At 56.3% G+C, this 13,830-nt stretch carries 10 protein-coding genes; 6 read left to right on the top strand and 4 right to left on the bottom strand.

The genetic code is table 11. From position 1 onward, the window contains the following. The first annotated feature begins 403 nt into the window (after positions 1-403). The 6 genes from ABRP28_RS10570 to ABRP28_RS10545 all read left to right on the top strand — a co-directional run bounded on the left by ABRP28_RS10570 (position 404) and on the right by ABRP28_RS10545 (position 7,216). Positions 404-1,513, top strand: coding sequence for a glycosyltransferase (locus tag ABRP28_RS10570; RefSeq protein WP_350003043.1), 1,110 nt, complete (start codon positions 404-406; stop codon positions 1,511-1,513). After that, positions 1,514-2,491: a glycosyltransferase family 2 protein gene (locus tag ABRP28_RS10565; RefSeq protein WP_350002674.1), complete on the top strand. Its 978-nt coding sequence runs from the start codon at positions 1,514-1,516 to the stop codon at positions 2,489-2,491. A gap of 405 nt (positions 2,492-2,896) precedes the next feature. Further along, complete coding sequence (locus tag ABRP28_RS10560) at positions 2,897-3,919, top strand: O-antigen ligase family protein (RefSeq protein ID WP_350002673.1); 1,023 nt, start codon at positions 2,897-2,899, stop codon at positions 3,917-3,919. 281 nt (positions 3,920-4,200) lie between these two features. Beyond that, positions 4,201-4,335: a hypothetical protein gene (locus ABRP28_RS10555; RefSeq protein WP_374152837.1), complete on the top strand. Its 135-nt coding sequence runs from the start codon at positions 4,201-4,203 to the stop codon at positions 4,333-4,335. Positions 4,336-4,887: 552 nt separating this feature from the next. Next, on the top strand, positions 4,888-6,438 hold the full coding sequence (gene istA, locus ABRP28_RS10550; protein ID WP_350006263.1) for an IS21 family transposase: 1,551 nt from the start codon (positions 4,888-4,890) through the stop codon (positions 6,436-6,438). After that, complete coding sequence (locus tag ABRP28_RS10545; RefSeq protein ID WP_350006261.1) at positions 6,428-7,216, top strand: ATP-binding protein; 789 nt, start codon at positions 6,428-6,430, stop codon at positions 7,214-7,216. Before istA ends, ABRP28_RS10545 begins: the two co-directional genes overlap by 11 nt. A 1,172-nt stretch (positions 7,217-8,388) precedes the next feature. On the opposite strand, the gene ABRP28_RS10540 is transcribed toward ABRP28_RS10545, so the two are convergent. The 4 genes from ABRP28_RS10540 to ABRP28_RS10525 form a co-directional block, all read right to left on the bottom strand. Further along, a complete protein-coding gene (locus tag ABRP28_RS10540) occupies positions 8,389-9,738 on the bottom strand; it encodes an oligosaccharide flippase family protein (RefSeq protein ID WP_350004368.1) in 1,350 nt (449 codons plus the stop codon). Position 9,739: 1 nt separating this feature from the next. Further along, positions 9,740-10,879, bottom strand: coding sequence for a glycosyltransferase (locus ABRP28_RS10535; RefSeq protein ID WP_350004369.1), 1,140 nt, complete (start codon positions 10,877-10,879; stop codon positions 9,740-9,742). Between the two features lie 35 nt (positions 10,880-10,914). Beyond that, entirely contained in the window at positions 10,915-11,853 is a 939-nt protein-coding gene (locus ABRP28_RS10530; protein WP_374152976.1) for a glycosyltransferase family 2 protein, read from the bottom strand. A 272-nt stretch (positions 11,854-12,125) separates the two neighbouring features. Continuing rightward, positions 12,126-13,112, bottom strand: coding sequence for an NAD-dependent epimerase/dehydratase family protein (locus ABRP28_RS10525; RefSeq protein ID WP_374152836.1), 987 nt, complete (start codon positions 13,110-13,112; stop codon positions 12,126-12,128). Between the last annotated feature and the right edge of the window lie 718 nt (positions 13,113-13,830).

Genomic DNA, 13,830 nt, shown 5'->3' with positions numbered 1-13,830 from the left:
GTCAACCCTCGTAGCACCACTGGCACATCGCAAGCTCGTACTTAAAAGGCGAGGGACGCTGGGAGGGGTGCTATTGCTCCAATAGGGATTCGAGAGGCCTTCATCGGGCGCGCGTGGGTTTCGGTTCGGGCTGCTAAAATACTAGACGCGTAGATGTCTGTGTTTGCGCAGGTCTCATATCACATGGAGCGGCAAAGCGGTACGCGCCGGTTTTGCAGTATTAGTCATCGGGGACGGCACTAAACGCGGAGAACACTCGAAGGGGCCGACTGACTTCCGGTGACGACGGTGGTCTACCGGTTAGTGCTGTTCCAATGTCGGGGCGCGAGCATCGCTGTGCCGGTTGAGCTTAGGAAACTAGCGGGGGAGTCCTAAATTGAGGATATTGCACGTAACCGAGGCAATGGGTGGAGGGGTACTCACCTTAATGGATACCCTCAGCCGACGGCAGGCAGAACAGGGAGCAGAGGTTGAGGTTTGGTTCCTCCCCCGCCCTGAAACGCCACATGACTACGAGTTGGAAGACATGTTTGACGAGCATGTCGTTTTGCGGCGACTCTCAGAAGAATGTACTGGCGTTAGGCGCTACGGCGCGTTAGTTGGGGCGGTGCGGGAAGCAGCTCGAAGAGGCAACTTCGACGCCATACATCTGCATTCTTCCAAGGCCGGTGCTGTTGGTCGGCTTGCGACGCTATTCATTAAAAACCGCACCGGTGCGGTGGTTTACTCACCACACGGGTTTGCCTTCCTAAGAGAAGATACAAGTAAATTTGAACGGGGAGCCACACGGCTTGCCGAGGTTATGCTCGCAAAATACTGTGATGGCCTCGTTTTAACATCGAACTCTGAACGCAAGCTGGCGGAATCCAACATGCTGGGTGCTAGTACGCATCTTCTTAATACTGGTATCCCCAAGGAGAAGCTCCGCTTCCCGTCCGCTGCAGCTGAGACAAGGGGACATCGACCCTTGCGTGTCGGGATGATAGGTAGGGTTTGTTATCAGAAGGCACCTTGGCGATTCACTACGGTCGCGCGCGCACTGAAGAACAAGGCTGAGTTCGTGTGGATCGGCGGAGGTGCGCAAGATGATGTCGAGCGTTGGCTTGATGACACCGCTGTCTCCATAACTGGTTGGCTAACCCCGGAGGAACTCACTCGTCAAATCGATGAACTGGATATTCTCCTATTTCCGACCCTCTGGGAAGGGATGGCCTTGTCGCTCATGCAGGCACAGGCCCAAGGCGTTCCGGCGGTCGTATCGGACGTAGTCGGCAATGTAGATAGCGTCGTTCATGGCCGGACCGGTTTTGTATGTTCATCTGACGACGAACTAGTTTTGCGCGTTCACCAACTTCTCACCGACGACATACTCCGCGCTGAGATGTCTCATGCGGCGGTGGAATGGGCCGGGGACGCCCTCCTGGATACGCGGGTTGGCGCCGAGTCTATATCCATATACCGTGCACTTTCTGTGCCCGATACGTTGGCGGTCAGCCAACGGCCAAGTTCTTAAATGTCCGAAGCTGAGCATTGCACTGCCGCTGCGAACACCATGTTGCCTGTTGCCCGGCCTTTTATGGCCAGCCAGAGAGGAAAAGAAATGCGCTCTGTCTCCGTTGTTATTCCCACTGTGGGTAGGCCCGAGCTCGGACGTGCTATAGCATCGGCTTTGTCTCAGCAGGCTATGCCCTCTGAAATTCTGGTTGTTGCCGACACGCTAGCCCCTATCGACCTTCCGGATCATCCGTTGGTCAAGCTGCTGCGGGTGGGCCCTGGGGCCGGCGGAAACGTCGCTCGTCAGGCTGGCATTGTAGCAGCAAAAGGTGAGCTAATTGCGTTGTTAGATGACGACGATGAGTGGCTTCATGATCACTTAGCCAATCAGCATGACATTATTCCTCAAGACCCAGCTAATGTGCATTGGATCGCCAGCTCAAGGTTGTTTGCACAGGACGCAAAAGGAGATTCGGAAGTTTGGCCGCAACGTTTGATGAGCGCGTCCGAAACGCTTCCGCAGTACATATTCCGGAAGACATCGCTCGTAGGTGGTGTCGGCTTCATCCAGGCCTCAACGCTACTCTTTCCTCGGCAGCTCGCTCTAGAAGTTCCTTTCGACGAAGCCCTAAAGTTTCACCAGGATGTGAGTTGGCTCGTCGACTTATCGAAACTCGACGATGACATTGCCGTATATCAGGCCCCGAAACCATCAGTTATCTATTATATTGGCTCGGCTACCGTGTCTAGAAAAATAACTGCGTCCCAATCTATCTCATGGGCTGACAGGCTCGATCCCGCGGATCGCCGAACAATCGGCGATTTTGTCGTTGTTCATTCAATCCAGGGAGCAAAGAATTCAGGGTCTCTTATTGCGATGATTAGAACGCTCCGTACGGGCCTTAGGATAGGTAGACCTGGAGGTTGGGCAATAGCTTACGCCGCGAGTTTAATTCTACAGACCGCCGTGGCTAAACTCCTGATACGAATCCGCTGAGATGATAAACAATCGAGCGGTTCCATTAGCCTGCAATTGTATTATGAGTGAGTCGACAGTTTCCCGTTTGATTGTTGATGTACAATGATTGCGCTACCCATAGCAGCCGCATTAACCGGTATTATTCTGACGGCTTTCTGTAAAGCTTCGAGATCATCGCAATACGCTTTCTTTTTTGTTGTAGGACTAGCGGTGTTGGTCCCTTCCCACACTCCCTCGCGTGACATTCTCTTGGTTGCAGTCGGGGGGTCGGTTGCCATCCTATGCGTTGCAGTTAGCCGAGGTCATTCCTTGGTTGCCAGGGGTGTTCCCAATATTTTTTTGGTTCTTTTTATATTCTACTCGTCACTTGTATCGTTTCTCGAGTCGGACGGCCCTTATGCATCGTTCATCCTCCTTACATGCGTGTCTTACCTCCTCGTCGCCGTTCTCGCCTCGCAACGCCATATGTACCGGACTCCCGTTCCATTCCTTCTCGTTCCGGTCATCGTCATTGTCCAACTTGTGTTGTCCGGCACGGAGGAGTTCTTGGGTGTAAAAGCGCTGTGGCCGCTCACGAATGGAAGCGATGTCATTGCTCATAGGCTGAATCCAATCGCTCCATGGCTGGCCGGTCGTGCTCTTGGTTCGACCTCCCATCCGATTCCCTTGGGAATACTAATGGCAATCTGTGTAGTCCTTTGCTTGTGGGCGGCGATCAAGAAGGGGCGGACGAGCTATTGGATAATTGCCGTCGCTGCCGCGGTTGTCCTGCTCTTTTCCGGAACTCGTAGTGCTATTCTTGCTCTCATTGTTGCTATTGTTTTCTGGTTCAGCACTACTGGCGGGCCAAGAAGACTTCCCAGTTATGTATTAGCTACTATGGCTTTTCTGATAGTTATATCTTCCGTTGATCCGGAGACAATTCCGGGGATGTCCGGATTCTCTGCGTCCGAGTCATATACGCACCGCGCAAATGTTCTTGAGTTTTTTCCCCAACTGTGGCAGCGCGATCTTTTTGAGCTCTTTTTTGGTTCAGGCTTTACTTCGATTTCATCGCTGCTTCAGTCGTCCGTCTTTGCCGGGGGAAGTGGTATACAGGTTTTCGACCAGGAATATATCCGTACTCTTACGGCTACCGGTATTATCGGTTTCAGTTTGCTCGTCTTGGCACTACTCGAAGGCTTACGAAGAGGAAATGTCCCGTCCCGTCTGGTTCTAATTTGTCTTGCGGTAACGTTTTTCTCTTTTGATACGTTAAGTTGGAATCTTCTGATGACCTTGTTCGTGATTGCGGCCTCAGGGCCGCTTTTTGAGGTCAAAAAGATTGAGTCAGAGAACGTATACCCTGCAATCCGCGATTCGCTAAACGGTGGACGCATGGGACGACTCTTCTCCTCCCAGCAAGTGCGTCTCAATGCCGAACTGACACTAAACGATTCGAAGTAACTCCAAGCCGATGATTTTTTCTTTCTGGATGCAACTTACTGCAGAGCGTAGCCAGTTCGCGGTGGCTGATCTTCTTTCGTAGAGGACAGAAGAAATTATTTACCCTCCTGACATGAGTTCGCTAGGAGGAATTTATGAGTCAACGGGACAAGAGCCTTGACTGAACCGGCTCTTCGTGGACAGTACGGAATTGAGTTCGTGGCGTTGAAGACAAGGGGGCCTGTGGCCCCGTTGTGGGATGAGTGTGTTCAGTATTCCACCTGGAACAGGGCTACGAGCCTTTGATCGAGCGTACTCGGGCAGGCGACGCTGCCATTATCCTCCTCAACCAGCCCTACCAGCACGTCATCACCACCGCTGTGACGGCCGGCTGCAGGCAGGTCATTATCGAAGCGGACGAGCTGACAGGTGCCTGAGTCTGCGGTGTCACTCAACAGAGGGTGGACACGGTTCGAACCGTGTCCACGACCAACCGTCGCGGATTTGGCTACTGGTCCTGTCTCGGGCGTGGTCGACGGCCGGGACCAAAAGGGCGTTGGTGACTGGAACTTCAGGTCGTGGCGATCAACCCTCTGCTGCGTTCTGCAAAGCGTTGCGGACGTGGCCGAATACTAGGTCGGCTGGCACGGTTGATCGTTCCCACCTGATCTCCCTGGACAACCGGCAAATGAGTGAGAGCCTGCATGACCTCTCACAGCAGGTCAAGGGCATCCGCCCATTTTATCTATGTAAGCGGCAACTTTAAACTGACCGGAGACGGCAAAACTGGTTGACCGTTCGCGGCAGTTGTTTTGACCAGCGGCGGCAAGCATTTTTGGACAGCAGTAGGCCACGGTGTGTGGCTGGGCGTGCTGGGATTCCTCTTGTCCATCCCTCGTGTCGTTACGGGGAGAGCCCCTTCCTTCCGCGGTGAAATGGCGATGCCAATCGTCTGTATTTCACCCGTTGTGGGGAGGAAGGGGCTCGTTGTGAAGTCTCCAGGAGAGTTCATGGAAATTTTAGCTGCTTACGATTTAACCCGGTCGTACCGGGATGCCGCGAAGATCTGCGGCGTCTCACACAACACGGTGCGCGCTTATGTGAAAGCCCGCCAGGACGGTGCGCAGGCGCCGGTGGCCCGGCAGCGCGGCCGGATGACTGACCCGTTCCTGCCACAGATGATCTCCTGGGTCGAGCAGTCCCGCGGGAAGATCCGCGGCGACGTGGTGCATGAGAAACTCGTCGCTTTGGGGTTCACCGGGTGTGAGCGGACGACCAGGACCACGCTGGCTGAACTGAAGGCGAAATACCGTGCACGGAACGTGCGTGTGCACCGTCCTTGGACTCCTGAGCCGGGTCTGTGGTTGCAGTATGACTACGGCGACGGTCCCATCGTGGACGGGGTCAAGACTGTGCTGTTCGTGGCCTGGCTGGCGTTCTCCCGGTTCCGGATTGTGATTGCTTTGCGGGATAAGACCATGCCGAGCGTGTTCGCCGCCCTCGACCGGACGTTCCGCCTGATCGGCGGGGTCCCGACCTACATTTTGACCGATAACGAGAAGACCGTCACGGTCGAGCACGTCGCCGGGATCCCGGTCCGCAACCATCAGATCGTGGCCTTCGCGAGGCACTACTCAACCTCGCTGCAGACGTGTCTGCCGGCGGACCCGGCCTCGAAGGGCGGGGTGGAGAACGCGGTGAAGATCGCCAAAGCCGACATCGTCCCGAAAGAGACCAACCTCCTGCCCGAATACCGGTCCTTCTCCGAGCTGGAGGCTGCCTGCGAGGCGTTCATGGAGGAGGTGAATTCGCGGGTGCACCGGGCCACTCTCGAGATCCCGGAGGACATGCTCCGGGTTCTCGAACAGCCCCGGTTGCACCCGGTTCCGGCGACCCCGGTGACAGCGAGTTTCGGCCATACCCGGCAGGTCCCGCCGAACATGCCCATGATCACCTTTCAGCAGTCCCGGTACTCCGTCCCGCACACCCTGATGGGTCAGATGGTGTGGGTGCGGGGCACCGAGACCGAGGTGATCATCGTCCACGTTGGGGACTCCGGCCCGGTCGAGGTCGCCCGGCATAAGCTCACCCGCCCCGGCACCCCCGCGATCATCGAGACCCACTTCCCGCCGGCCCCTGCAGGGGCCCTGGAACGGGTGATCCGCCCGACGAACAAGGCAGAGGAGGAGTTCTTGGCCCTCGGCGCCGGAGCCGCGCTCTGGCTCAAGGAAGCCGCTGCCGCGGGTACCCAGAAGATCCGGCACAAAATGGAACGCGCTGTCACCCTCGCCAAGGTCCTTGGCGTCGACGAGGTCGACAAGGGCCTGGGAGCGGCAGCGGTGCACCAGCGCTTCACCCACGAGGACCTGATCTCCATCGTCAACACCGGCAACGGCAAAAGCCACACGACCGGCGCCACCCACACCGTTACCGACCAGGGCCGGTGGCTGAGTCAGGGCACCAGCGCCTGGGCCAACTTCGGCACCACCCCTAACACCACCACTGATCAAGACTTTGAAGGAGCCATCGATGAGCGCTAACACCATAACCCCGCCCCTGGCTGACGCGGCGGTGGAGAACGTGATCGCACTGATGCGCACGACCCGGATGCCACACGCCCGGGCCGTGGTCGCCGAGGTCCTTGCCACCGCCAAAGCCCAACGCTGGGACCCCACCGAAGTCGTCCGCGTCCTGCTCGAAGCCGAAGCCACCGGCCGGAACGCCTCGATGCTGGCCACCCGGCGCAAACGTGCCGGATTCCCCACAGGGAAGACCTTCGATGTCTGGGACGAAGCCCTCTCCACCCTGCCGGCTGCAACAACGTCGTTCCTGCGGACCCTGGAATGGGTCCGGCGGCGGGAGAACCTGATTGCCTGCGGGCCCTCCGGCACCGGCAAGACACTGCTCCTGGAAGCCCTCGGCCAACTGGCCATCGATCAGGGCATGTCCGTGTCCTGGCTCAGCATGGAAGACCTCGGCGCCCTGGTGCGCCGGCACCGCATCGACGACAGCGTCAACAAAGCCATCACCCGCGCCACCAACGTGGACCTGATCTGCATCGATGACATAGGCCTGCTGCCGGTCTCCGCGGACGCAGCCGAGGGCTTCTACCGCGTCGTGGAAGCCTCCTACGAAAAGCGGTCCCTGGCGATCAGCTCGAACATCCACCCCTCCGGGTTCGATGAACTCATGCCCAAAACCATCGCCACCGCGACCGTTGACCGGCTCCTCCACCACGCCCACCTCTGCCAAACCAGCGGCGAGTCCGTCAGGCTCATGCAAGCCCAAAACGGGAAAGGCACCCGCCCCATGAACTAACCCAAAACCCGGTCAGGCGCCCCAAAACCCGGCACGCCCGGGGCGCCTGACCCTGTCCAAAAATACTTGCCGTGACCGGTCAATCACCTGCCGCCAACGGGCAAACCAACCTGCCGCCACCGGTCATTCCTAGGTTGCCTTTGACATATCTACAAGGTGTTGGGCAAATCGCAAGATCCCGCTGATCGGTGGGCACATGCCCAACTGGCGGGCCGCCATCCGACTCGAGGAAGTCTCCTCCCGGACCGTTTAACCGGTGCCCTGCAAGCCGTCTGGAGAGGAAAGGGACAACTCCGGGCCCTGCTCCGCACCGGGCGCCCTGAAGACGCTGCAGCCAAGGCAAAACTCGAGGAACTGGGCAAGGCAGCGGGTAGCCCCCACCGAACAGGTTCTACCGCACCATTCGCCGGTGGTGGAGTGAAATCGGGTGCTGGTCATCACCGGCGCCTCCCCGCCAAAGGTTTCGGCCAACACACCGCGATCCAGAACATCAAGCGAATTGCCCGCAGCTACCGTAAGGCCGCCAACTACAGCTCACTTATCTTCTTGAGAAGTGTGGTAACGACGGCGGCAGGACCCTCATTCCTAAGATCCCTTTCCCCACGACTAGGAAGAGCCTCGAAACAGATAAGCCATTCGGAAGCCCTACCTGCGCCGCCCTCGCAGCCCCGCAGACAATGGCCGGGGCAGTCCCCCCGCTTCTAACGAATGCTGGACATTCCTAGGCATGCGTAGTGGCCGTGCTCCAACAGCGAAGGCACTGAAGATTGTCTTTCCGCGGTTCGTCCATAAAATTGAACAACCAGATAATGCGCTATGTACGGTCCGACCGGCAGGCACTTGGATCTTTTCGCTATCATCAGTTCTTCCCGACCGTTGCCGAGACAGCCGCAGCTAGCCAGCCCCTGGTCAATTGCCGCGCCGCATTGACTGGAGCCAGTGTCCCGCACCCTGGGCAATGGGTGCGCTCATTCCGCTGACGGCCTCATAGTGCTCGGATGGATGTCCGATCGTCACCGCAACCTTCGCCCGCATCTAGCATCAACAAACTGCCGCGGGCTAAGGCCTACCAAGCGGCGAATCAGTTCTGCTCCGAGAAATGCGCTTCGTCCCGTGACATCAAATTATCCGAATTTCCTTTCCCGGGAACCGCGAATGGCGGTGTAACTCCGCTACGCTTTGTGGCCGACTGGTGTTTCGACGGAGGGGCCTACACTGTCCGCTTGCTTCTTTGATCGGCTAAACGTCAGCACCTTGGAAAGACCTGCCAGATCTCCTTTGCGGATACCAAAAAAACTTGCTACGGAAAAGCCGAAGTACGCGCGCATGAAAATTACGCAAAGCATTCCGGCCGCGACATTTCCTACGACGGTCGCCCAAGCAGCACCAACAGCACCAAGGCGTGGAACTAGGAGGAAGACCATTGCTAAATTGCAGGCAAAGGCTACAGACAGCGCGACACTGCGCAGTCCCGGGCGGCCACGAGCAGATAACCCGGCCCCGGCTACCGACCCCGGATTTCCTAGAACAACGCCTATCAATAATATCTCAATAACGATCACGGCGTCAGCGAAGTCACGTCCAAATAAGAGGGGGACCAGCCAAATAGAAGTAATTCCTACTGCCACTGCACCTATAAATGTCAGAAATGTTGAGACTCTGGATGCTCTTGTCAGACGCGCGCTATTTGTTTTTCCGGATTCAGCGGAAAAAAGCACATCCCGGACGGCGCTATTGAATACCAGTGTTACTTCGCTGATGCTTACCGCTACCGCGTACAGCCCAATCTGGTAGACGTTTGAGAGGGGAATCATGAGTACTTGGTCGAGCCGGGACAGCAGAATCCCGGTGAGCGCCCCGATCCAGACCCTCATGCCGTAAGACATCAACGGTGTTTTTCTACGAACCCTGCTTCCCCTCAGATGCGTGGTCTTCTTCCGGAGTAACAGCAGGTAGACGGCGAGACCTGCGAAGCTAGAGGCCGAGATGGCAACCGAGGCGGAGATCACGGTTAGTGAGTCAAGAGCGACCAGGACAAGAAAAGCGGCTAGCCGTATTGTGGCACTGAAGAACCTTTCTACGCTGATTAGGGTCCACCGACCCTGGCCCGCCGCAAAGGCTCGTAAACCACCAAGTATTAGGCAGGGCGCCAAGGCCAGTGCCGACAGTGACATCGCCTCATAAACCGGTGATACCGGAGGGGCTAGGACGGGTGCTAGCAACCACAGTGCAAGGCTTCCGGCTAGACCGAGCGCGGTCAGATAGAGGGAACCTCGGACGATGACCTTGGTTGAATCCCGTTTGCCGGCTGCTGTGAAATAAGTTATCGCTTCGGGAAGCCCGAGCGTAAGTGCATTTACTGCAAGTAGCAACGGGGCTGTGGCCGCAGCAACTTCCCCTCGACTGGCGACACCAAGTGACTGGGCAAGGATGGGAGCACTGATTAAGGCTACGAGTGGGGCCCCGAGATTGCCGATCGTGCTGATTGCAATTCCGCGACCAACGTTAGGGGTGTGGTTCACTTCAACTTGACTTTACGGTGTCGTCGTAAAATTGTTCCAAGATGCTTGACTGTATTCGAATGTTGTACTCTGTCGCTACTTTCTGCCGAGCCCGTGAGGCGAGCGTATTCGCATACGCTTCATCTTTAAGAAGTTGCCGAATGTTGGCCGCTAGTGCTTCAATGTCCTTTTCCTCGGAAAGCAACCCTGAAACACCATGCGTTATAAACTCTGGAATTCCGCTATGACGCGTTGCTGCAATGGGCATATAACGTGCAGACGCCTCCAGGAGGATCATTGGTAGCCCCTCCCGGTCCCCGTTTCCAGCCGTCTTCGAAGGGACGGCCAGCACGCGTGAGCGATTCATTATAGATTCAACGTCGCTGGGGCTCTGCCCGCCAAGAAAATCTACGTGCACCCCCAAGAGAGTCGCCCGCTCCTCCAAGGACTGGCGTAGTGGTCCATCACCGATCACAGCGACTCGAACCCCGCTACCATCCGGTCGGGCAATAGAGGAAGCGGCCTCTATAAGGTCATCGATGCCCTTTTTTTCCACGAGTCGCCCTACAACCAATACATCCCAGTCCCAGACGCTCGTATCGCTTCTCGTGACGGCGTCTGGGACAGCGATTCCGAGGCGATGCACTACGACTTTATGGCGGGGTGCGCCAAGTTGGATGGCTGCATCAGCCAGATGCTTGGACACGGCCAAAATTTTCGATGCGCCTTTGAAAGTTGAAGCAAGGCGCCTCTTGTAGATGTACCCCCGCAGTCCGGACCGAGCAGCAAGTGCCGTTACGTCTATCCCATAGACGGACACTATTAGCGGTATGCCGAGTTGGCGACAAGTTGGCGCAATCAGAATGCCGTCCATCGCGAAGTGTGCATGTACGACATCCGGCTTGATCTGCCGAAGGCGCCGAACGAGCGTCCAGGACAATCGCGTGTACGTAAAGAGCCCCCTGCGCATGCGATCGGTGAAACTCTGTCCAAAGAGGACTTCATCTGTATCAGCCGCCAGAGGAGAGGGAACCTTGTCGAGGCCAAGAGCAAGACTCCGCCATGCGCACAAATTTTCTATCTGACTACGAACAAAAGTTTCAGATCCTGGCAGAAGTTCGCGTCGCCACATGACGACTTTCTTATTTCGAACTTCATTCATTAGTACTCCCCCAGATCGCAAGCGAAAGATGTCTGTCAAACGAGTGTGGACAGGTCAGGTCTTGTCAGCCGCAGCTGCTCTGCGACTTCCCTGAGCCATGCCTCTAGGCAAGCGTGAGTCCCACCTCGCATTCGTGGGTAACCAGCAGTAGGACGTATTCGGTATCGAATCACGTCGTATGCGGCATGAAGGTAAAGGCGCAAAACAGAGCGATTCCACAGTTTGTCGTCCGAGATCCACGCCCCGTACCTCTCATGAAGTCCCAAGCGATCAATCTCTGCAATGCCGGAGCTGACGTGTGTGGCGGTTGCATTCGCCTTGTGTGAGCGGTGAAAGGCAACCTCGGTGGATAAGCTCACAGCAGTTACTCCTGCCGACGCGAGGCGGAGCCAGAGTTCAAGATCAGCCGCGTGTCGAAAGTCGGGACTAAATCCCGTTGCATCTTCAAAGGCATCCCGTCGTATAAGGGTTGAACAAGGGTCGCCGAGGATATTTCCGAAGGATAGTCCGAGTGCAATCACGGCTGCTGACGACAGCTCCATGCCTTTTTCAGGTAGAACAGAATTCCGGGTTAGGCTGCGGCTAGGATTTGACACGCGTTGACCTTCGGGCCCGATATGGCCTTGGCCACCGAAGACTAAGCCGGCGCCACTGTGTGCTGCCGCCTCCACGAGCGTTGCAACCCCGGTTTCCTGAAGTAAGTCATCTTGTCCCACAACGAGTAGATAATCACCCTGGGCGGACCGGGCAGCCTCATTCCAATTTTGAGCCATTCCAAGGCGTCTATTCGCCCTTACGACGGTCCGACGGAATCTTGTATTCTGCAAGGTGGCGGCAAAATCGTCGAAGTTAGAGCTATTGTCGTCGGAAATTAATACTTCGATATTCGGCCATGTCTGGCGTTCGATTGATTCGAGCAATTCCTGTAAGTAGACGATGTCTGGGTTATACGTTGGTATGCACAGAGACACCATGGGTTGAGTCAACGAGAAGTCCATTCTAGAGCGCGTGAGTTGCCGTGATGGCTGGGATCTAGGCAGGCCAGAGATCCTCGAACCTTACCGAAGAGCCCAGGCTCTTCGTTCTTAGTGCTGAAGGAAGCGAAGTTGGCTTTGCGATAAATCGCCGAATCACGTCAAGGTGCTGTTGCTCGATAGTACCAACAGCAGACGTTGAACGAGCCGCTCTGGGTTTTCGTTGAGCCATGCGACTGTTATGAACACAACGATCACCTGTGCCGCGAGGATCAGTGAGGCTGTCTGACGGAACTTAACTTGTAATTGTTCGCTGCGGCATCCAGCTCGCGGCGAAGCTGCTCCAGAATGTCCCCGTAGGTTCTGCTTATACCTTCGTCCAGGGGAGTTAAGTCGTGAGGACCGAACTCACCTACATATCGAGAGGTGTCGAGCACCACACGATCAACGAAGGTCGGAGGCTTTGGTTGCTCAACGATATCGAAGTCCTTGCCCGTCACACGGTGCAAAGATTCAAGAACTTCCGCAACCGTATGCCCATGACCGCTCCCAAGGTTGTACACCGTGTGCTCCGGGGATTTGCCGACTACACGAGCGATCATACTCACCAAGTCATCAACGTAAATGTAGTCACGCACCATCTGACCGTCACCTAGCCGTACAACGGGCTCCCCCAACGCTATCTGTCGCAGAGCGATTGGGATAAGCCCTTGTTTACGGTTGGCTCGCTGGCGTCCGCCGTAAGGATTGGATATACGAAAAATTGTTGAATGGAGGCCGTGCTTGGCCTTAAAGTAACTCAAATAATTTTCGATCGTCAGCTTCCCAATTCCATAAGGTGATATGGGTAGGGCCCGGTCAGTCTCGAAATATTGGGACTGGCCTTGACTGCCGTATATAGCACCGCCGGTTGAGGCGAAGTAGAAGTGCTTTACCGAAGCCGCAACGCATGCCTCCAAGAGCTCCACCGTTTGCGCGACATTGGTTCGGAGATCGAAGGTCGGATCGTTTTCCGCCGTCGCTGGTGTCGTCGTGGAAAGAAAATGAAACACATAATCCTGTCCGGACACGGCACGTTCGATGTCGGAGCGGCTGAGGAAATCACCCGCGAGCGGACGTGCGTCACTTGCGAAGAGATTGGCTCGGTCCGATCGGAACCTGTCAAAGGCCGTAACCTCATGTCCGTCCAAGGATAAAGCGTCGACGAGGTGTGAACCGATGAATCCGTTTGCGCCAATAACTAGAGTTTTCGCCAACATCAGCCCTTCAGATCGTGTTGATCCAACATGAGGATCACGCCGCAAGCATTTCATGTTAGGGCCATAAATCAAAAAGAGAATGTCGGTTCTACGCCGGGAATGTAGGTGACGGCACGACTGCGCATATCGATGGGCCAAGCCGCTCCTAAGCCCCCGCAGGGACCATAAGTCCTCCTTTCACATCTCAGTGGAACCACGCGAGTCATGTTGTCCATGACTTGAGAGGTTCGCAAACCGGCGTCTGAGAGGCCTGCCACTCATGATTCCCCGTTTGGAAGCGGGATCGGTCGACAAATGCGTGCACCTGGTCAGCGCGTCCCGCCCATGAGAGTTGACATGACTTGTCAATGTCATGACCGGCCGGGTAACGTCCAAGCGATCTGACATGGGGGATCACTGCTCGCCAACGGAGGTCTGTTTTGGCTATTGCCGATTTTGTGCTGGGGCTCTGCATGCTGATGGGCACCCTGCTTATTCCTTTTGCTGTTCTGTACCAGATGCTTCGGCTCAAGCGCCGTACCATCCGGAGCGTTGATCTCGCATCATGCCGAGGTGGCCGCCGTTAGCTATGCCGTACGTCGACATCAATCCCCATAGACGCCGCCCCAAGTGGCAGGCTTACGCCGTTGTCGCGCTTCTTCTGGTCCTCACTACCGCAGTGGTTGCCGCTGCACTTGCTCGCATCTGACCGGGGGAAGATGCCACAACCTCTAGACTT

The organism is Pseudarthrobacter sp. WHRI 8279 (assembly GCF_040224115.2).
Lineage (GTDB): Bacteria > Actinomycetota > Actinomycetes > Actinomycetales > Micrococcaceae > Arthrobacter.
Note: the sequence above shows the minus strand (reverse complement) of the source record. Positions and strands in the feature narration are given on the sequence as shown.